Here is a 19230-nt window from a genome sequence, read left to right as displayed (position 1 = left end):
GCTAACCTCGCCTGCGTTCCGTAGCCAGGCTCGGCATCGTCGCCGACTTTGATCGCACGCGACACCTTAAGCCTGCGGTCGGCGCCGCCTCTCACTCCCTCCGACCGTGTCCGCGCTGCGTCCAGCGCGTTACATAAATGTTAGCTAACTCCTGTTAGTGGCCTGCTAACGTCGTCGACATCAGAACGTCGGCGTGGCCCACTCCTCACGGGTTTCCAGGCAGCACCTGCCCGTCGTGACCAGCGGATCCCGCCGCGGGCCGGGCCTTTGGTGCATCGCACGCCTTGCGCACCGAGGGACGCGTCGCCTACCCCGCCGGACCATTGGTGATCCGGTGCGACCACCCCGGGCCTCGAATCCGACAACCCACCTCTTCAAGGAGTCACCATGCGACGTGGTATCGCGGCCCTCGCGCTGGCAATGGCGATCACCGTCTCCCTGAGTGCCTGCAGCTCGGGCAACAGCTCCGGCTCCTCCGGTTCCGGCCCCGTCACCATCACCTGGTGGGACACCTCGGACGCCACCAACGAAGCGCCGACCTTCAAGGCCCTGGTCGCCGACTTCGAGAAGGCCAATCCGAACGTCAAGGTCACCTACGTCAACGTGCCCTTCGCCGACGCTCAGAGCAAGTTCCAGACCGCCGCCGGAAGCAAGGGCGCCCCCGACGTCCTGCGCGCTGACGTCGGGTGGACTCCGGCCTTCGCCCAGGCGGGCTACCTCGCGCCGCTGGACAGTACGGACGCCGCCAAAGACATCGGCGCCTTCGAGCCCAGCCTCGTCCAGCAGGCCAAGTACCAGGGCAAGCTCTACGGCATCCCCCAGGTCACCGACACCCTGGCGCTGATGTACAACAAGGGTCTGTTCGCCAAGGCCGGCATCACCGCCGCCCCCACCACGTGGGATGAGCTGAAGGCCGATGCCGCCGCTGTGAAGGAGAAGGCCGGCGTCGACGGTTTCGCCTTCAACCCGCAGGGCTACTACGCGATGCCGTTCCTCTACGGCGAGGGCGCCGACATGCTCGATGTCGCCGCCAAGAAGATCACCGTCAACTCTCCGGCCGCCGTCAAGGGCATCGACACCCTCAAGGCTCTGGTCACTGCCCCCGGCGTCGCCAAGCTCGACACCACCAGCAACGGTTACGCCAACGTCATGGACGCCTTCGACAACGGCAAGACCGCCGCCATCGTCCAGGGCCCATGGGAGAGCGCCAACGTCTTCAAGGGCTCCGCGTTCACCGACAAGGCCAACCTCGGCATCGCCACGCTCCCGGCGGGATCCGCGGGCAAGGCAGGTGCCCCGCTCGGTGGCCACAACCTCGTCGCCTACGCCGGCTCCGACGCCGCCCACCAGGCCGCGGCGCAGAAGTTCATTGCCTTCATGACCTCCGCCCAGACCCAGGCCACCACTGCGGCTAAGAACGCCACGCTGCCGACCCGAGCGGACGCCTACACCCCCGCGGTCAAGGCCAACCCGGCCATCGCCGGCTACCAGAGCGTCCTTCCCTCCGGGCGAGCGCGCCTCGAGGTTGCCCAGTACAGCTCCCTGTACGACCCGCTGGGCACCGACCTCATCAAGATCCTCTCGGGCCGGGAAAGCACCCAGGCCGGCCTGGACAACGTCGCGACCGCCGCCAAGAAGCTCCTCCCGGACTACGCCACCCAGTGACCGGACTCCGGGCGGCCGCCCCCGCGCCCGGGGCGCCCGCCCGGCACCGGCATCACCCTTCCCGAAGCCGCCCGCTCCGCAGGCCGCGCACCCTGTGCGTATAGGCCGGCGGGGCGTGGCAGAGCACCCCCTGCCCCCTGAGGTGTCAGATGACCGTCGCCGTCCAGGGCGAGACCGCCCGCACCACGCCCCGCAAGAGCCCGCTCCACCGCATCAAGTACTCCTACGACCGGTACTGGTACGCCTGGGCGATGTGCCTGCCGGTGGTCCTGGTCCTGGGTGCCATCGTCGGCTATCCCCTGATCCAGGGGATCTACCTGAGCTTCACCGACGCCACCAGCCAGAACGTCGGACGGACCATCGGTGCCAACCACATCCCCGACACGTACAGCTGGGTCGGGCTCACGAACTACGTCGACATCCTCACAGGTGCCAACAACCAGTTCTGGCCCCACCTATTCTGGACGATCGCGTGGACCGTCGCCTGCGTCGTCCTGACCTACGCCATCGGCCTGGCCCTGGCCGTCGTGCTCAACCGCGACATACGCGCCCGCGGCCTCTACCGGATGCTGCTGATCCTTCCCTGGGCCGTGCCGACCTTCGTCACCATCTTCGCCTGGCGGCTCATCCTCGCCGACGACGGGGCCGTCAACCAGCTCCTCGCGCTGCTCCACATCACCGGCCCCTCCTGGCTCAGCGACCCGCTCGCGCAGAAGGTCGCCGCTGTCGGTGTCAACATCTGGTGCGGCGTGCCGTTCATGATGGTCTCCCTGCTCGGCGGCCTGCAGGCCATCCCCCGCGAACTCCACGAAGCGGCCGAGATGGACGGCGCCACCGCCTGGCAGCGGTTCGTCAACGTCACCCTGCCAGGCCTGCGCCCCGTCAGCAGCACCGTGATCCTGCTCGGCGTGATCTGGACGTTCAACCAGTTCAACGTCATCTTCCTGCTGTTCGGGACCAACAGTGACAGCGTCCAAATCCTGGTGACGTACGCCTACAAGCTGTTCTTCGGCCAGCAGCCCCAGGACTACGCCTCCTCGGCCGCCGTCGGCATCCTGTGCCTGTCCCTGCTCGTGGTCTTCACGAGCGTCTACCGCCGCTGGCTCAAGCGCAACGACGAGGGGGCCCTCGCATGACCACCGCACACGCCACCACCCGTACCCGTGCGGCAGCACCCCGGCCGGGCACCCGGCGCCGGACGTCATCATCCCTGACCTTGCATGGCGCACTCACCGTCATGGCGTTCATCGCGGTGTTCCCCATCGTGTGGATCGCCTACATCTCGCTGGGCGGCGACAAGTTCGACTACCAGCACCCCGCCCGCATCCTCAACCACCCCACGCTCGCCAACTACGGCCACGTCATCCAGGACACCAACTTCGCCACCTGGATGCTGAACTCGGTCATCGTCGCCCTCGGCACCACCGTCATCGGCGTCCTGATCGCCGCCAGCGCCGGCTACGCGGTCTCCCGGATGCGCTTCCTGGGCCGCGGCACCTTGATGTACACCTTCCTGCTCACCCAGATGTTCCCCGTCGCCGTCCTGATGGTGCCCCTCTACAAGATCATGGCGAACCTGGGCCTGCTCGACACCTACAGCGGCCTGATCCTGATCTACTGCTCCACCGCCGTCCCGTACTGCGCCTGGCTCCTCAAGGGCTACTTCGACACCATCCCCGTCGACATCGACGAAGCCGGACGCATCGACGGACTGTCGCCGTTCGGCACCTTCTGGCGCCTGATCGCCCCCCTCGCCCGTCCGGGCCTTTCGGTGGCCGCGTTCTACACCTTCATCACCGCCTGGGGCGAAGTCGCCTACGCCTCACACTTCATGCTCTCCGAGGACCAGTACACCCTGGCCGTCGGCCTGCAGACCTACGTGAGCCAGTTCAACTCCCAGTGGAACTACATGGCGGCCACCTCGGTGCTCATCGCTATCCCCGCCGCCCTGGTCTTCTACGTCGTCCAAAAGCACCTGGTAGCCGGCCTCACCTCCGGCGGCACCAAGGGCTGACCCCGGCACCGGGCATCCCGAGGCCCGCCGGATACCCGCCCGCGCCGCGCTCCACCGTTCCGACGCAAAGAGCCGACCTACCTGATCGCCGTCACTAAACGTTATAGCGGTACTACGTACCGCTGTTGTGAGGACCCTATGACTCAGCATCTCGCCATAACCGATCGGCCCGCTGACGCCCCCGTCGAGGCTGAGCGCAGAGCCGACTGGTGGCGCGACGCGGTGATCTACCAGGTGTACCCGCGCAGCTTCGCCGACTCCGACGGCGACGGCATGGGCGACCTGCCCGGCATCCGTAGCCGCCTGCCCTACCTGCGCGACCTCGGCGTCGACGCCGTCTGGCTGTCCCCGTTCTACGCTTCCCCGCAGGCTGACGCCGGCTACGACGTGGCCGACTACCGGACGGTGGATCCGGTCTTCGGCACCCTCGCCGACGCGTCCCGTCTGATAGCCGACGCCCACGACCTGGGCCTGCGCATCATCGTCGACCTGGTGCCGAACCACTCCTCCGATCAGCACGAGTGGTTTCAGCGCGCCCTGCGCGAAGGCCCGGGCTCGGCGTTGCGCGAGCGCTACCACTTCCGCCCCGGCAAGGGCGAGGACGGCGGACTGCCTCCCAACGACTGGGAGTCCGTCTTCGGTGGTCCGGCCTGGACCCGTACCACCAACCCTGACAGCACCCCCGGCGACTGGTACCTGCACCTGTTCGCGCCCGAGCAGCCCGACTTCAACTGGGACCACCCCGCCGTCCGCGAGGAATTCCGGTCCATCCTGCGGTTCTGGCTCGACCGGGGAGTGGACGGCTTCCGCATCGACGTCGCCCACGGCCTCGTCAAGGCTCCCGGCCTGCCCGACCTCGGCTCCCATGAGCAGCTCAAGCTGCTCGGTACCGGCGCCACCCCTTGCTTCGACCAGGACGGCGTCCACGAAATCTACCGCGACTGGCGCACCATCCTCGATGAGTACCCGGGGGAGCGGATCGGTGTCGCGGAGGCTTGGACACCCACCGCCCGGCGCACCGCCAACTACGTCCGCCCCGACGAGCTGCACCAAGCATTCAACTTCCAGTACCTGGCCAGCTCCTGGCAGGCCCAAGCGCTTCGTGCGGTCATCGACGAATCCCTGGAAGCGATGCGGCCCGTTGGCGCGCCCACCACGTGGGTGCTCTCCAACCACGACGTCACCCGCCACGCCACCCGCTTCGCCAACCCCCCCGGCCTGGGCACCCAGATCCGCACCCCCGGAGATCGCGAACTCGGCCTGCGCCGGGCCCGCGCCGCCAGCCTGCTGATGCTCGCCCTGCCCGGCTCGGCATACGTCTACCAGGGCGAGGAGCTCGGCCTGCCCGACGTCACCGACCTGCCCGATGAGGTCCGCCAGGACCCCTCCTACTTCCGAGCCGCCGGCCAGGACGGCTTCCGCGACGGCTGCCGGGTGCCCATCCCGTGGTCGGGCACCGAGGCCCCGTACGGCTTCGGCCCCGATGCCGGCGGCCCCAGCTGGCTGCCACAGCCCACCGAGTGGGCGCAGCTGTCCGTCCAGGCCCAGACCGGCGACCCCGCCTCCACCTTGGAGCTGTACCGCGCCGCCCTCGCCTTTCGACGACAGCACCCCGCCCTCGGCGGCGCGGACAACCTCCGATGGCTGGAGTCACCCGAAGGGACCTTGAGCTTCGAGCGAACCGCCCAGGATGGCGCGTTCCTGCGCTGCACCGTCAATCTCACCGCCCCTGCGGTCACCATCCCCACCCCTGGCGAACTCGTCCTCGCCAGCCAGGCCCTGACCCACGAAGGCAGCGAAAGCATCCTGCCCGCAGACACCACCGCCTGGTGGACCACCCGCTGATGCCCCTTCCGCGGCGCCTGTCCCCCCGGGGGGACCGCCGCCGTCCCACACACGTCGCGACACGAAGAGGTGCCATGACCCCCCGCCCCGCCCCCACGCACAGATCCCACCGCGCCCGCCAGGCCGCCGCCACCGCAGCCCTGCTCGCCGCCGCCCTGGCACCCGCCCCTGCCCACGCAGCCGACCCCATCGCCCCGCCGTCCGCCGTCGCCATCGCCGGAGACCTCGACCACCTCTTCGGCTGTCCCGGCGACTGGGCCCCGGACTGTGCCCAGGCCCAGATGACGCGCCGCCCCGACGGCATCTGGGCCCTCAACGCCCACCTCCTCCCCGGTGCCTACTCCTACAAGGCCGCCCTGAACAAGAGCTGGGACGTCAACTACGGGCTGAACGCCGCCCCCGGCGGCGCGAACATCCCTCTCGCGATCCCCGCCGCGGGCGCCGACGTCACCTTCCTCTACGACCCCGCCACGCACTGGATCACCGACACCCTCAACACCGCGGTCGTCACCGCCACCGGCGACTTCCTCGACGAGCTCGGCTGCACCGCCGACGCCACGGACTGCCTGTCGGCCTGGCTCACCGACCCCGACGGCGACGGCAACTCCACCTTTACCACCACCGCCCTACCCGCCGGCACCTACCACGCGAAGGCCGCCCTCCACCTGCCCGCCACCCCCCTCGACGGCACCGATACCACCTTCACCGTCGCGCAGGCCGGCGACGCCACCACGTTCAGCTACACCGCCTCCTCCCGCGTTCTCAGCATCTACGCCGGGCAGCCCAAGCCCAGCCTCGCCCCCCGCAGCGCCTACTGGCTTACCGCCGACACCATCGCCTGGAACCTCGGTGACAACCCCGCCGCGACGACTTACCAGCTGGCCACCGCCCCCGACGGCGGCCTCACAGCGGCGGGCACCGGCATCACCGGCGGCACCAGCATCCCGCTGGTCCGCGACCCCAAGGGCCTGTCCGCCGCCCTTGCGGCCAAGTACCCGCACCTCGCCAAACTCACCACTCTGCGCGTGCCCAAAAAATGGTCCGCCCAGGCCAAGCAACTAGCCAAGGGCCAGAGCGCGGTCGCCGCCCTCGACAGCAACGGCAACCTCACCACCGCCACCGGCCTGCAGACCGCCGGCCTCCTGGACACCCTCTACGCCGCCAAGGCCGCCGACGCCGAATACGGCCCCGTCTTCAACGGGAACAAGCCCACTCTTTCCCTGTGGGCACCCACCGCACAGTCCGTCAGCATCGAGCTTTACGACACCTCCACCTCCACCCAAGCCCGCATCGTCGCCATGACCCTCGACCCCGCCACCGGCACCTGGGCGGTGAAAGGCGACAAGACCTGGAACGGCCTCTACTACCGCTACCAGGTCAAGGTCTGGGCACCCACCGTTCTCAAGACCGTCACCAATCACGTCACCGACCCGTACTCCCTCGCCCTGTCCGCCGACTCCCAACGCAGCCAGATCGTCAACCTCGACGAGGACTTGCTGATGCCGCATGGGTGGGACGACACCGCGTCCCCGAAGACGATCAGCAGCACCCAGCAGCAGATCCAAGAACTGCACGTCCGCGACTTCTCCTCCGCGGACACCGCGCTTCCTGCCGACGAGCGCGGCACCTACCTCGCCTTCACCGACGCCAAGTCCGCCGGAGTGAAGCACCTCAAGGACCTGGCCGCCGCCGGCCTCACGACCGTCCAGATCCTGCCGAGCTTCGACTTCGCCGGCACCGCCGAGAGGCGGGCCGACCAGGCCACTCCCGGTTGCGACCTGCCCGCCATGGCACCCGACTCCGACCAGCAGCAAGCCTGCGTCGCGGGAACCCAAGCCGATGATGCCTACAACTGGGGCTACAACCCGCTGCACTTCACCGTCCCTGAGGGCTCCTACGCCACCGCCCCCGACGGCGCCGCCCGCACCATCCAGTTCCGCCAGATGGTCCAAGCACTCCACCAGGCCGGACTACGCGTGGTGATGGACGTCGTCTACAACCACACCGCCGCCGCCGGCCAGGACCCGAACTCCGTCCTGGACCAGATCGTCCCCGGCTACTACCAGCGCCTCGACACCAACGGCACCGTCACCCGCGACAGCTGCTGCGCCGACACCGCCCCCGAGAACGCGATGATGAACAAGCTCGTCGTCGACTCCGTAACCACCTGGGCCCAGCAGTACCACGTCGACGGGTTCCGCTTCGACCTGATGGGCCTGGACCCGAAACGGACCATGCTCGATGTCAAGACCTCCCTCGGAAACCTGACGCAGCACCGCGACGGCATCGACGGCAAGTCCACCACCCTCTACGGCGAGGGCTGGAACTACGGCGTGGTCGCCAACGACTCCCGCTTCGTCCAGGCCACCCAGGCCAACATGGCCGGCACCGGCATCGGCACCTTCAACGACCGCCTACGCGACGCTGTCCGCGGCGGCGGCCCCTCTGACACCGACCCCCGTGAGCAGGGCTTCGCCACCGGTCAGTACACCAACCCCAACGGCGCGCCCCTCAACGGCACCACCGAGCAGCAGAAGACCGACCTGCTGCACGACATGGACCTCGTCAAACTTGGCCTCACCGGCAACCTCGCCGACTACACCTTCACCACCAGCACCGGCACCACCCGCAAGGGCGCCCAGATCGACTACAACGGGACCCCCGCCGGCTACACCGCAGCCCCCGGCGAGGCCATCACCTACGTCGACGCCCACGACAACCTGGCGCTCTACGACAGCCTCGCCTACAAGCTGCCCACCGGCACCAGCCCCGCCGAACGCGCCCGCATCCAGGCTCTCGCCCTCGCCACCAGTACCCTCTCCCAGGGCCCGGGCATGGCCCAAGCAGGCACCGACCTGCTCCGCTCCAAATCCCTGGACGGCAACTCCTACGACAGCGGGGACTGGTTCAACGCCATCCACTGGGACTGCACCCAGGGCAACGGCTTCGGCCACGGCCTCCCGCTCGGCGGCCAAAGCCAGTGGAGCTACGCCAAGCCGCTGCTCGCCAACCCCGCCCTCGTCCCGAACTGCACCAACACGACGAACACCAGCGCCCAGTACCAGCAGTTCCTCCAAATCAAGCACTCCACCCCCCTCTTCTCCCTCCCCACCGCCAACGCCGTCCAACAGCGCCTGACCTTCCCCCTCTCCGGCACCCCCGGCGAGATCCCCGGTGTCATCACCGAACACCTCGACGGACGCGGACTGGACACCTACAAGTCCGTCACCGTCCTCTACAACGCCACCGCCACCACCCAGACCCAGACCCTTACCAACCTGGCCGGCAGCAGCCAGGCACTCCACCCGGTGCAGAACAAGGGCGCAGACCCCACCGTCAAGCAGTCCCAGTACAACCAGGCCACCGGCACCTTCACCGTCCCGGCCCATACCGTCGCGGTCTTCGTCCAGCAGTAACACCTCACGACCCGGAAGATCGCTCTGATCCAGTCCCGGTCCGGCGCTGTGCCAACCCACACGGCCGGACCGGGCTACCAGGCCTTCCGCCAATGGCCCTGAAGTGTTCCCCGCGCCCAGGCTGGGATGCACCGGATCAGGAGGCGCCGAGCCGTGCGGCGAGGAACGCCACAGGTTGCGCGATGAGTTGGCGAGGGTCGGGGTGACCCACGAAGCAGTGTCCCGCCCCCTCCACCCGCACCAAAGTGGAGTCCGCACCGGCATCCAGCAGCCGTGCATGCAGGCGCTCACCCTGGGAGGCGGGCACTGACTCGTCGGCCGCACCGTGCATGATCAGAAACGGTACCGCGGGGCCAGACACTTGCCACACAGGACTCGCAGCGCGCGCAAGGTCGATCACCTGAGCAGGCGGTGCGCCCAGCAGCCGGCCCTCGGGCGAGTCCGCATCTCCGCCGCCCTCGTGCAGCGTCTGCAGATCCGTCGGCGCGTACCACAAAGCGGCCGCACGCACCGGTGCGGCGGGGACCAGGGCAACGAAGGGCGCCGAAGCAGCGAGAAATTCGCTGAGCACCACCCGGACAGCAACTGCCGCCGACATCCCGTGTCGAGTCTGATCACATCCGGTGTGTCGGGAACGCGACACCACGCGGCAGCCGCCGCTATGTCGGATGCCCGCCAGGTTGGCACCGACGTCACCCTGTATCGGACCGCCAACACGGCAGGAGGTGGGTGGTGTGGCTGGCAGCTGGCGGTTGGGTCATGGTGTGGCTGGGGTGGGAGTTGGCTGGTGGCCGCCGCGTCGGCAAAAGGCGCCAGGGCGCTGTGCGGCTGAGGGGGACCAAGAGACCGGCCCTCTGAGGCGCAGTTCGACTCAGTAGGGGCGCCTTAGCCGAGAGAGCGGCCGCTACTGAGTGGCGGCGGCGCCGCTAGCCATCAACGCCCCTGGGTTCGGGTTGTGCCGGTGGTGGGCGATCCTCAGAGCGCTCTTGAACCGCCCACCCATCGGAACCCGTGGATCTTGTCACACTCTGCGGCGTTCGGATGCGGAAAGCGTCGGGCGATCTGCAACTGTGACGGTCGATGTCACGTTGCTTGGGTTGGGTGCCTGTAGGCGGAACGCGGCGCTTCCTTTGGCTTTGAGATCGGTCAGGATTTTCGCGCTGTCGCACAGGATCCGTTCGACCTCAGTGGTACCTCCGCAGAGAAGTGCGCGGGTGCCAGGCGGGGAGGACGTCGTCGGGCTCCCAAGAAGCATCGGTCAAGCTGGTGGGGCGTGCGGCCGAGGAGACGGTGAGTACCCCCGGCTGTCACTCCGCCGTCCAGCTCCGTCACCTTGGCACCGTTCCTCGCGAAATGCGCGCTCCGGCCAATAACCTCACCAGCACGGCAGCCTCGGCGCACCGGAGGCTTCTCCCGCGAGGTCGTCGCCGACCTCATCACGCAAAGCTCGCCTTGGAGGCCGTGACGTTCTCCTGGCACCCGGGGGGCCGCACGCCGTACGTGCGGGTGAAGAAGACCCGCAAGCCCCCGGCCAGGGACCCCAAGGTCCGCGAGATCGTGGTCGGCGCCAAGGAGTCCGCGCCCGTCATAGGGATCGGCTCCGCCGGGCGGATCATCGCCGTGGACCTCGACGCAACGTCCCCGCACATCCTGGTCAACGGCGCCCCGGGCGGGGGGAAGTCAGTGACTCTGCGGCGCATCGCCTGCCAGATGCTCCACAATGGGTCGCTCGTGTTCGTCCTCGACACCAAGCGGATCTCCCACCCGTGGGCCTCCGGGCTGCCCGGCGTCACGTACTGCCGCGACATACATCCACGACCAGCTCGTCGCCTTCGGCAGGGAAGGCCGGCGCCGTACCCGCGTCGCTGACGATCTGGGCATCGACGCCGCCCCCCAAGGACATCGGCCCGCGGCTGCTGATCCTTCTCGAAGGGGTCAACGCCATGATGAAGCAGCTGGCCCGCTACTGGGAGAAAATCCGCGAGTCCGGCGACCCGAAGGTCTCCCCGGCTCTCGACGCGCTCAACGGAGTCCTCTACATGGGCCGCCAGTTGCGCATGCACGTCCTCCTGGTCGCCCAGTCTGCCACCGCCCGCGCCCTGGGAAACCCGGAGGTCCGCGAGCAGTTCTCCACCCGCATCCTGGCCCGCTACAGCGTCAAGGCCTGACGTATGCTCGCCCCAAAAATCCACCCCGCGCCAAAGTCCACCAAGCACCACGGCCGCGCCCAGGTCGTCACCCGCGGCCGCGCCCACGAGACGCAAGTGCTCAACCTGTCGAACGCAGAAGCCCGCGAGTGGGCGATGTCCGGCGTCCACGCCCACGACAAAGCGGGTCCGGAGTTCCACACGCCGCCCGTCCCCGACACACCACCTGCCGATTCCTTCGGCTCCGAAAGTGGAAGCCGCCCGTCCGGCTCGCCGCAGTACCCGTGCCGACCCCAGCCGCCGACGTCGATGTCGCCGACACGGGGAACACCGTGCCCGCCCTAGCGGCGGACACCGGCCCGGACGACGCCGTGGCCGGACACGCAAAGCCCAGCAGGACCTCCTGCCGGAACTCACCCTGGCCGCCCTGCGCTGGGCGCGCGCCAACGACCCGGACTTCCCGCCCTCGGTCGACAAGCGCGGCGCCGAACTCCTCCACCGCGTCGGCGACCTCAAGACGTGGGCCCGCAACCGGCCCCGCGCTGCCACCGGCACTACCGACCTCGAATGACCCACCGGGTCGGAAATCCGACCCGGCCCGCGCCGATCCGGACCTGTCCGCTTTCGCCTTCATCACCGCAGGCCGCACGACCGCCGCCGGTCCCCGCTCCGGGTGTTGTCCCGCCCCGCCCGTGCGGTGTTCGGTTCAGGTGCGATGGGGAGGGGTTGGTGGAGGCGCGCCGAAGCGGGCAGGCGTCCGGTGAAGAACGTTTCCGCTACACCGGTTTGGCGTGGTGACGAGGCGGGCGGTGATGGAGCGGGGTACGGCGGTGACGAGTGGTAGTTGAGCGGTCTTTGGCTTTGGGGCTGTCCGGTGGTGAGATCGGTGCGGCACGCTGTTGGACGCTGGAGCAGGTGGAGCACTTTGGTTGGGGCGCGGGCTGGCGTCCGGACTCGGGGACGGTGGCGTTGGTGGTGTCGGAACTGGTGACCAACGCGCTGCGGCATGCGGGCGGCGGCCGGGTCGGGGTGTGCCTGGTGCTGGAGGTGGGCCGGCTGCGGATCGCGGTGAGCGACGAGTCCCGCCACGAGCCGGTGATACAGCCCCCGGGGCCCGGCAGGGTCGGCGGCCATGGTCTGCGCATCGTGGCGAGCGTGGCCGCGAGGTGGGGCGTGCGACCTCACGGCACCGGCAAGGAGGTCTGGGCCGACCTGCTCCCGCAGCACCCCACACTCGCCTCGGCGTCCGACTGAGTTCGACCTCGGGCCTGAGCGGGGTGGTATTTCTCCTGAAGGAACACGCGTTTGTATATTGGGTGCGTCATCGGGCCGGGGGTTGGGCACCTACTTGTTGAGCGGTGCCTGATAGTGCTGAGCCTTCCGCCGGCGGCGCCGGGCACGAGGATCCAGGGGTGAGGCAGATGGAGCCGTTACAGGTGTGCCCGATCGGCCCGCCCCGCGAAGGGGTGACGGTACTCGCGCTGTCCGGGGAGCTCGACTACAACACCGAGCCAACCCTCGCCGCCGCCGCAGGTGACGCTATGAAGGCCGGATGCCGGCAGCTGGTCCTGGAGTGCGCCGGGCTGACGTTCTGCGACTCCCAGGGCCTCAACCGCTTCCTGCGGCTACGCCTGGCGGCGCAGCGCCGCGGTGTTGATCTGGTCCTGGCCGCGATCAGCACCCCACTGCGGCACCTGCTGGAACTCACCGAAGCCGTTGAGGTCTTCCAGCTCGCCGACACCGTCGACCAAGCGTGCACGACCCTTGCGCCCGCCGACCAAGTCGGCCCGGCACTGTGACACGCCGGGGGCGGAGCGGGGCACTGGAGGTGGGCGTCCATGGGTGACGCTTCCCGCTCCGCCCCCACGGGCTGCGCCTACCCCGGTCAGGGCCACGTGACGCTGGTCGGCTCGGGTGAGGCGTGGGCGGGGCATGGCGATGGGCCCGGCGGATAGCGTTATCCGTCGGGCCCATCGGTGGTGCGTTGAGCGTGCTGTCCGTGTCTACCAGCGGTACCAGCGGTGACGTCCGCCGGAGTGGGTGCCGCGCATGACGAAGCCGAGCAGCCACACGATCAGGACGATGACGGCGACCCACCAGAGGATCTTCAGGGCGAAGCCGGCACCGAACAAGATGAGCGCGAGCAGTAGAACCAAAAGCAGTGGACCCATGGTTATCAACCTCCTGACCAGCGCATTCCCCGCCCCGCACTGATCATGCACACCGGTTTATGCAGCCCATACATGCCCGCGCTCAGGGGGAGTGCGCGTCGGTTCGAGCCCAGGCGCCGGGGGAACTGCCGCTGCGGGCTGCCAGGCGCGGGGCCGCCCAGGGCATCCGCCGGGTATGCCGCACAGGCGTGGTCGGGCCGTGTCGTCGCCGCTGCGAGAAAGATCCTGAAGCTCCTCAGAACGCCCCCTCTTGCAGCTGATTGTGGTTATTAGAGGCGTGTATCGGACCTGCCGCGTGCTGCCCGGTGCGTCGAAACTGCTGGTCAGCGCATCGATGCTTGCGGGTTCGGGTCCCAGGGGTGAGGGCTGGCGCGGTGCGGGAAGGCGAATTTGGGTCAGCAATTGGAGGAGGCGGTTGTGGTGCGGGATCGGATGGGGTTGGCCGATGTTCTGGTAGCAGCGGAGGGCGCCGCGCCGACGGGCTCTCTTGATGTCGTGGCGCGTAATCTGCGTGATCGGTTTGCCGCGCGGTCCGTGTCGTTCCTGTTCGTCGATGTGGTGGGTCGGCGGTTGTTGCGCGTGAGTGATCAGGCGTCCTCGTCGTTGGGGGGTCGGGCTGAGCAGGTGCCTCTGGCCGGCAGCAGTGTCTATGACGAGGTTCTGCGCTCCCAGAAGCTGATGCACTTGCCGGTGAAGGGGGAGGAGGGGCAGCGGGTGCTCGTTCCGGTGACCAACCGGGGCGACACCATCGGTGTTCTGGAGCTGTTCCTCGACCACGCCACGCCGCAGGTGTTGGAGCAGGTGGAGGCGGCGGCGCATGCGTTGGCGTACATCATCGTCACCGATCGCCGCTTCACCGACCTTTACCACTGGGGCAACCGCACCACCACCGTCAGCTTGGCCGCGGAGATCCAGCGCCAGCTCCTACCCTCGGCATCATCCTGCGAGGCGGCCCAGTTCGCCCTCGCCGGCGGTCTGGTCCCGGCCTCCGACATCGCCGGCGACACCTACGACTACAGCCTCGACAACGACACCCTGCACCTGTCGATCACCGACGCGATGGGCCACGATGTCGACGCCGCCCTGATGGCGACCCTGGTGGTCAACGCCTCCCGCGGCGCGCGCCGCGCCGGCGCGGACCTAGTCGAGCAGGCCCGCCAGACCCACCAGGCGCTCCTCGACCACGGCCGCCGCACCTTCGTCACCGGCCAGTTGGTGCGTATCGCCCTGGACGGCAGCAGCGCCCAGCTCATCAACGCCGGCCATCCCGGACCACTTCGTCTGCGCGATGGCGTGGTCGACGAGCTCACCCTGCGGGTGAACCTGCCCTTCGGCGTCGCCGGGCAGGGCCCCTACAAGATCCAGGAACTCGACCTGCGCCCCGGTGACCGCTTGGTGATGTTCACCGACGGCATGCAGGACCGCGAAGCGGCAGGCGTCGACCTTTCGGGCCTGCTGCGCAAGACCGCCGCCGAGCACCCGCGTGAAGTCGTGCGCACACTCGTCGCCGCGGTCGCGGAGGCCTACGCCGGATTCCCCCCGAAGGACGACGCCACGGTCCTGTGCCTGGACTGGTACGGCCCCACCAGCGCCGATCCCACCGCGAGTGCCGACGCCGAGTAAAGGGATCTGCTGTCACATCTCCGGCATAGCGGCCGGGACGCCGGTCACGAGACGAGAACGCCGCCGCTTGCGCGCCTCCCGTGTCCGACAGGAGCACCGGTGTGAGAAGCAGTCCCCACCCCGGAGCTCCTGGACCGACCACGGGATCAAGAAGATTCGCTGGAGCGCCCTCAGATCGCGGTGCCCCATGAGACGGACTGCTGCGCGACGGCTGGCAGCACGCGCATCATGCTGGGCGGAACGACACCGATGACCCACACCCATGAGCCGGACTGCCCCGTGTGGTGCGCGCGCTGATCCCGTGACGGAGCCGCGAGAAGCCGCGGGCTTATGCGCCCCGGCGTTCGGGCCTGCAGCGCTGCACGGTGCGGCCTCAGGCTGCGCCAGTGCGGCGTGGGCCTGCTTCGTGGTGGCGAGGCGGGTGAGGTCGCGGGTGGCGTGGCAGTCGCCGCGGTGCACGATGCGCGCCGGCCCACGCTCAAGCACGAAGTAGACCGGTTCCTCGACTTGCCAGGCCGGGGTGGCGCCGTTCCGCTGGGTAGGCACCGTGTCGTACGCCTGGCCTCCGAGCGGCTCGCACCGGGTGGCGGGTGCGGCGAAGTCGACGGGTGCGGGGTCTGCAGGCCCGCGGCGTCGATCTTGCGTGTGGCGGGGCGTGCACCGCAGGGTGGGAGCGTCGTGAGCGGGTTGCGAATGCAGCGGGTGAGCACAGGAGGCCGCCCGGCCCCCGGGTTGTTCAGCCGAACGCGGAGAAAGCCCGCTGCTCCCTTTCCTCCTGAGCATCCCGGACGGTGCTCCAGTCCAGTGCCTGGCGTACCTGGTCCCGTGTCTGCTCGGCCACCTGCCGCGTCTCGGCCAGTACGTCACCCAGCTCCTGGACCAGCCCGTCATAGATTGGTGGATGCTCGGATATCTCTGCGCTGCTCATAGGCCTGATCCTGCCCGTTTCCCGGTGGCCTGTCACGCCCCGCCAGGGAAACCGTGCTGTGCTGCGGGCCGCCCGCAGACAGGTCCAGGCCGCCGGGCAGTAGGTCGAGGGCGGGCGCGCGGTGCTGCGCTCCTGGGGCCTGGAACCCTGACCGGGCGTTGACCTGCCGCCGGTCAGGTGGAACCGACCACGCGCTCCGCTGAGACTGACCACGGGCTGCGTTGGAACTGACCGTGGCTGGGGCGGGTGATGCTGCGGTGTGTGTGCAGCCCCCTTGGGTGCGCAACGGCTACGGCGTATGCGCCATCACGTGTGCGCGTGTGCGGGTCTTGGGGTTAGTTATGTTCGGATCTGGCGGGCGACGAAGCGGGTTGCGGTGAGTTCCAGGACGAAGGAGATCTGCTGGTCTTCCGACAGGCCGGAGCAGGGGCCTTCGATGTCTTGTTCTTCGAAGTAGACGGGGTCGTTGCCGCCGATGGGGATGACGAATCCGTAGCCGGCGTCCCGGTTGAACCACTGCACGAACCCGATGGTTCTGCTGCTCATGGGTGCCTCTTCTCGCGTGGGTCCGCAGCCGTGCGGTGCTTCCCCTGTCGTCTCGCCGGATTGCAGCTGCGGGACTGCGCTGGGCGGATATTCGGGCGGTTCGCGGCGGGGATGGTGGGAGAGGTGCGGGCCTCACGCACCGACCGGCGAGCACCCCGTGGAGCAACCACGGACAGTGAACGAATCACACCTCTCTGTGGGTATTTTTCCCACTCTGCCGGTTTCATTCATCCGACTACTCGGGCGGGGCGGGGGTTCCTGCGGGCACGGGCGCCGACCAAGACCCTGGCCATAGGGGAGTGCTGCGGCCCGCGGGCCGGGAGATCCAGGCCGCCCGGCGGCAGATCCAGGACTGGTGCAGGGTGGTGTGGGTGAGGTGTCCCCGGCCGGGGGTGCCTGAGGCTGGGCCGCCCGAGGTTGACCGGATGGGCGCCGGGCCACGTTTTGGCGGCCTCAGCGATGGCGTCCTGTGGTTCCAGGTCGTGACGGGCGGCCGGCGTGGGGCAGGGGGTCAGGTGCTGGCGAGGCAGTCGCGCAGGCGGATCATGCCGTCGCGCAGCCGGGTCTTGACCGTGCCCAGGGGGACGCCCAGCCGCTCCGCGGTCTCCCGGTAGGTGTGCCCGTCGTAGTACGCGAGCTGGACCGATTCCCGTTGCAACGGTGTCAGTGCGTGCACACAGCGGCGTACCCGCTCGTGCTCCAGGCGGTGTTCGACACTCTCGCTGACCTCGTCGAACAGGGTGTGGTGGTTGCCTGCCGCGAAGCTGCGGTCCCGGTCGGCCGCCGCCTGTGCGGAGCGGACCCGCTCCACCGCGCGGCGGTGCGTCAGCGTCATGACCCACGCCAACGCGCTGCCGCGGGCCGGATCGAACCGGGCGGCATGACGCCACACCGCGATCATGGCTTCCTGGCAGACCTCCTCAGCGTGCCCCTCATGACCCACCACCCGCCGCGCCAGCCCCAGCACCGGGCCCGCGATCAGCGGATAAAGCTCCCCAAACGCCTCCCGGTCACCACGGCCGACAGCGACCAGCAACCCCTCCGCGGGTCCAGGACGGCACGACGCGTCGGCCGGGGGCGTCGGCCGCCCGGATACCCCTGATGTTCCGCACATGAGGAGAAGCCTCTCAAAAACCGCGCTCGCATCCGTGGCGCCCGCGATCAACCACCTCCTGGACGCCGCCCAAGCACTGCTGTCCACAAGCAACCCGCCCCCGGACCTGTCCTCCCGCGAGCAACTGCACACTGTGCGCGATGCGCTGCGCGCCGCCCGCAGGCAGGTCCAGGCCGCCCGCCAGCAGATCGAGGACGGGTGCGCGGTGCTGCGCTCCCTGGACCTGGAACCCTGACCGGGCGCTGACCTGCTGCGGCAGGTGGAACCGACTACGCGCTCCGCCGTGCCCGCTTGTGTTCGGATGATGTGTTGGTGGATGTGGGGGGAGGGGGCAGGCGCCCGGTAGGGCGTATGTGGGCTATGGCGACCCGGTGTGGTGACCACGGGGCTTCGAGGAACGGCTGAGGCAGTGATCGGTGATGAGTGATGGGTGAGCGGTACCGGGCCATGAGGGTCGCCGGCGATGTGGGTGGGGCGCGTCGTTGGGCGTTGGAGCAGGTGGAGAACTTCGGCTGGGGTCCCGCTTGGCGCCCCGATCCGGGGGTGGTGGCGTTGGTGGTCTCGGAGCTGGTGACGAACGCGCAGCGGCATGGCGGTGGCCGGATCGGGTTGTCCCTGGGTCTGGATGCGGGCCGGTTGCGGATCGCGGTGAGTGACGGTTCGCTGCGTCTGCCGGTTCAGCGACCTGCGGAGTCCGGCAGGATCGGCGGTCATGGGGTGCGGATCGTGGCGGAACTGGCCGGGGGCTGGGGTGTGACCTTGCGGGGTGTCGGTAAACAGGTGTGGGCCGACCTGGTGCAGCCCGGCCCGGTCGCCTCGCCGATGCCCGCCTGGCGGCGCCGCGTGCGCAGTGTTCCGCGCTCTGCCTGGCCGGTTGCCGCAATCGTGTTCACGTGCGGTGTTCGGGCCGCCGCACGGGGACGTCGCCACTGGAGCAATCAACTGCCTGGCGGCTGCGAGGTTGGCAGGGCTTCGGCGTAGTCGGCGGGCGTCCGTTTCGTGATCACTTGAGCCCGAGCAGGGCGAGGGGGCGGTCCGCGTTGCGGGCGTTGTGTCGCAGGGCGCATCTGCGAGCGCCAGGGCGTTCCCATCGTGGCCGATCTCGCCTACCAGGGCGCCGGTCCGTGGCTGACCACGGGCATCAAACGCAGGCCCCCGCAGGAACTGACCCCCACTGAGAAGACCCACAACCGTGCCCTGGCCGCCACACGGGCACCCGTCGAATGCGGCGTCGCCCGCCTGAAGTCCTGGCGGATCTTCCGCAGGTCCCGATGCAGTCCCAACCGCCGCCGCACCCGCCCGCACAACGGGCGCGGCCGTGGAACTCGCGCCGGCCGGTGCGCTCGCCACCCAGTGCTACTACAGGGTCAACGCCAACGGCGGCGGTCAACCACCCGTTCAACCATGCGTTCACTGCTCCGCCGCCGCTCCCCGCGTTTTAGGGCTGTGACCTGCACTAGTGCTTCGCCGCGCTGATCCTGCGGGGGTCAGGCTGCCTTGAGCGGGGTGCTGTCGTAGGACCAGCGGAATGGTCGCGCCTGGTCGTCGTAAGCGAGGTGAATTCGCGGATTTGCTCGACGAGGTCCTGGCGGGAGTCGAACTCGCCTCGGCGTAGGAGTCGGCGGGCCAGGATCGAGTGGTAGGTCTGCGCGTCACCGACCCCCAGACCGGCACCGCCGACGACCTGTCCGACTCCCGGGTCATGGCCAGCATCCAGCTGGCCACGTCCGGCGAGTGCGGCGACGAACAGACCCCTTTCTC

19 protein-coding genes and 1 pseudogene are annotated in these 19230 nt (G+C 69.1%); 14 read left to right on the top strand and 6 right to left on the bottom strand.

Features of this window, described 5'->3' with window-relative positions; translation table 11 throughout:
• Positions 1-387 precede the first annotated feature (387 nt).
• The 5 genes from O3W51_RS41390 to pulA all read left to right on the top strand — a co-directional run bounded on the left by O3W51_RS41390 (position 388) and on the right by pulA (position 8940).
• Entirely contained in the window at positions 388-1665 is a 1278-nt protein-coding gene (locus tag O3W51_RS41390) for an extracellular solute-binding protein (RefSeq protein ID WP_138359045.1), read from the top strand.
• A 149-nt stretch (positions 1666-1814) separates the two neighbouring features.
• A complete protein-coding gene (locus O3W51_RS41385; RefSeq protein ID WP_138359049.1) occupies positions 1815-2801 on the top strand; it encodes a carbohydrate ABC transporter permease in 987 nt (328 codons plus the stop codon).
• Positions 2798-3679, top strand: coding sequence for a sugar ABC transporter permease (locus tag O3W51_RS41380; protein WP_138359051.1), 882 nt, complete (start codon positions 2798-2800; stop codon positions 3677-3679). The genes O3W51_RS41385 and O3W51_RS41380 overlap by 4 nt, the downstream gene beginning before the upstream one ends.
• 138 nt (positions 3680-3817) lie before the next feature.
• Positions 3818-5524 (top strand): glycoside hydrolase family 13 protein, encoded by a 1707-nt coding sequence (locus tag O3W51_RS41375; protein ID WP_138359053.1) that lies wholly within the window; start codon positions 3818-3820, stop codon positions 5522-5524.
• A 74-nt stretch (positions 5525-5598) separates the two neighbouring features.
• Positions 5599-8940 (top strand): pullulanase-type alpha-1,6-glucosidase, encoded by a 3342-nt coding sequence (gene pulA / locus O3W51_RS41370; protein ID WP_232486177.1) that lies wholly within the window; start codon positions 5599-5601, stop codon positions 8938-8940.
• Between the two features lie 136 nt (positions 8941-9076).
• On the opposite strand, the gene O3W51_RS41365 is transcribed toward pulA, so the two are convergent.
• A complete protein-coding gene (locus tag O3W51_RS41365; RefSeq protein ID WP_269288926.1) occupies positions 9077-9538 on the bottom strand; it encodes a prolyl oligopeptidase family serine peptidase in 462 nt (153 codons plus the stop codon).
• Between the two features lie 863 nt (positions 9539-10401).
• On the opposite strand from O3W51_RS41365, the gene O3W51_RS41360 reads away from it, so the two are divergent.
• The 5 genes from O3W51_RS41360 (at position 10402) to O3W51_RS41340 (ending at position 12886) form a co-directional block, all read left to right on the top strand.
• Positions 10402-10809 (top strand): DUF853 family protein, encoded by a 408-nt coding sequence (locus O3W51_RS41360; protein ID WP_187145217.1) that lies wholly within the window; start codon positions 10402-10404, stop codon positions 10807-10809.
• A gap of 74 nt (positions 10810-10883) precedes the next feature.
• Complete coding sequence (locus O3W51_RS41355; RefSeq protein WP_187145218.1) at positions 10884-11108, top strand: hypothetical protein; 225 nt, start codon at positions 10884-10886, stop codon at positions 11106-11108.
• A 229-nt stretch (positions 11109-11337) separates the two neighbouring features.
• Positions 11338-11658, top strand: a complete 321-nt coding sequence (locus tag O3W51_RS41350; protein ID WP_269288924.1) for a hypothetical protein — start codon at positions 11338-11340, stop codon at positions 11656-11658.
• A gap of 344 nt (positions 11659-12002) precedes the next feature.
• On the top strand, positions 12003-12341 hold the full coding sequence (locus tag O3W51_RS41345) for an ATP-binding protein (RefSeq protein WP_138359221.1): 339 nt from the start codon (positions 12003-12005) through the stop codon (positions 12339-12341).
• Between the two features lie 167 nt (positions 12342-12508).
• A complete protein-coding gene (locus O3W51_RS41340; protein WP_138359223.1) occupies positions 12509-12886 on the top strand; it encodes an STAS domain-containing protein in 378 nt (125 codons plus the stop codon).
• Positions 12887-13090: 204 nt separating this feature from the next.
• Here O3W51_RS41340 and O3W51_RS41335 read toward each other — a convergent pair whose 3' ends face one another.
• Complete coding sequence (locus O3W51_RS41335; protein ID WP_138353680.1) at positions 13091-13258, bottom strand: hydrophobic protein; 168 nt, start codon at positions 13256-13258, stop codon at positions 13091-13093.
• A 432-nt stretch (positions 13259-13690) separates the two neighbouring features.
• Here O3W51_RS41335 and O3W51_RS41330 point away from each other — a divergent pair, with 432 nt between their 5' ends.
• The gene (locus tag O3W51_RS41330; RefSeq protein ID WP_232486182.1) at positions 13691-14881 is read left to right on the top strand and encodes a PP2C family protein-serine/threonine phosphatase; all 1191 of its coding nucleotides are present in this window, start codon (positions 13691-13693) and stop codon (positions 14879-14881) included.
• 12 nt (positions 14882-14893) lie between these two features.
• Here O3W51_RS41330 and O3W51_RS49115 read toward each other — a convergent pair whose 3' ends face one another.
• From O3W51_RS49115 to sigK, 4 genes are all read right to left on the bottom strand, one after another.
• A complete protein-coding gene (locus O3W51_RS49115; RefSeq protein WP_443048396.1) occupies positions 14894-15664 on the bottom strand; it encodes a DUF6233 domain-containing protein in 771 nt (256 codons plus the stop codon).
• Positions 15618-15809: a hypothetical protein gene (locus O3W51_RS41325; protein ID WP_138359225.1), complete on the bottom strand. Its 192-nt coding sequence runs from the start codon at positions 15807-15809 to the stop codon at positions 15618-15620. Before O3W51_RS41325 ends, O3W51_RS49115 begins: the two co-directional genes overlap by 47 nt.
• Positions 15810-16148: 339 nt before the next feature.
• Positions 16149-16355 carry a cold shock domain-containing protein gene (locus O3W51_RS41320; protein ID WP_138359227.1) on the bottom strand — a complete coding sequence of 69 codons (207 nt, stop codon included), beginning with the start codon at positions 16353-16355 and terminating at the stop codon, positions 16149-16151.
• A 511-nt stretch (positions 16356-16866) separates the two neighbouring features.
• Positions 16867-17391, bottom strand: coding sequence for an ECF RNA polymerase sigma factor SigK (gene sigK, locus O3W51_RS41315; protein ID WP_232486175.1), 525 nt, complete (start codon positions 17389-17391; stop codon positions 16867-16869).
• A 112-nt stretch (positions 17392-17503) separates the two neighbouring features.
• Here sigK and O3W51_RS41310 point away from each other — a divergent pair, with 112 nt between their 5' ends.
• From O3W51_RS41310 to O3W51_RS41300, 3 genes and pseudogenes are all read left to right on the top strand, one after another.
• Positions 17504-17704 (top strand): hypothetical protein, encoded by a 201-nt coding sequence (locus O3W51_RS41310; RefSeq protein WP_138359231.1) that lies wholly within the window; start codon positions 17504-17506, stop codon positions 17702-17704.
• 254 nt (positions 17705-17958) lie between these two features.
• A complete protein-coding gene (locus O3W51_RS41305; protein WP_138359233.1) occupies positions 17959-18450 on the top strand; it encodes an ATP-binding protein in 492 nt (163 codons plus the stop codon).
• A gap of 81 nt (positions 18451-18531) precedes the next feature.
• Positions 18532-18756 (top strand): annotated as a pseudogene (locus O3W51_RS41300) (transposase family protein); the annotation flags it as partial.
• Positions 18757-19230 lie beyond the last annotated feature (474 nt).

The organism is Streptomyces sp. H39-C1 (assembly GCF_027158125.1).
Classification (GTDB): domain Bacteria; phylum Actinomycetota; class Actinomycetes; order Streptomycetales; family Streptomycetaceae; genus Actinacidiphila; species Actinacidiphila fildesensis.
The sequence above is the reverse complement of the archived record's forward strand: the minus strand, read 5'-3'. Positions and strand labels throughout refer to the sequence as shown.

Bases quoted from the DNA above. Each gene is read 5' to 3' on its own strand.
- pulA (WP_232486177.1), top strand. From the start codon at position 5,599: ATGACCCCCCGCCCCGCCCCCACGCACAGATCCCACCGCGCCCGCCAG.
- O3W51_RS41330 (WP_232486182.1), top strand. From the start codon at position 13,691: ATGGGGTTGGCCGATGTTCTGGTAGCAGCGGAGGGCGCCGCGCCGACG.
- O3W51_RS41375 (WP_138359053.1), top strand. From the start codon at position 3,818: ATGACTCAGCATCTCGCCATAACCGATCGGCCCGCTGACGCCCCCGTC.
- O3W51_RS41390 (WP_138359045.1), top strand. From the start codon at position 388: ATGCGACGTGGTATCGCGGCCCTCGCGCTGGCAATGGCGATCACCGTC.
- O3W51_RS41355 (WP_187145218.1), top strand. From the start codon at position 10,884: ATGATGAAGCAGCTGGCCCGCTACTGGGAGAAAATCCGCGAGTCCGGC.
- O3W51_RS41335 (WP_138353680.1), bottom strand. From the start codon at position 13,258: ATGGGTCCACTGCTTTTGGTTCTACTGCTCGCGCTCATCTTGTTCGGT.
- O3W51_RS41320 (WP_138359227.1), bottom strand. From the start codon at position 16,355: ATGAGCAGCAGAACCATCGGGTTCGTGCAGTGGTTCAACCGGGACGCC.
- O3W51_RS41325 (WP_138359225.1), bottom strand. From the start codon at position 15,809: ATGAGCAGCGCAGAGATATCCGAGCATCCACCAATCTATGACGGGCTG.
- O3W51_RS41365 (WP_269288926.1), bottom strand. From the start codon at position 9,538: ATGTCGGCGGCAGTTGCTGTCCGGGTGGTGCTCAGCGAATTTCTCGCT.
- O3W51_RS41340 (WP_138359223.1), top strand. From the start codon at position 12,509: ATGGAGCCGTTACAGGTGTGCCCGATCGGCCCGCCCCGCGAAGGGGTG.
- O3W51_RS41385 (WP_138359049.1), top strand. From the start codon at position 1,815: ATGACCGTCGCCGTCCAGGGCGAGACCGCCCGCACCACGCCCCGCAAG.
- O3W51_RS49115 (WP_443048396.1), bottom strand. From the start codon at position 15,664: ATGCTCAGGAGGAAAGGGAGCAGCGGGCTTTCTCCGCGTTCGGCTGAA.
- O3W51_RS41380 (WP_138359051.1), top strand. From the start codon at position 2,798: ATGACCACCGCACACGCCACCACCCGTACCCGTGCGGCAGCACCCCGG.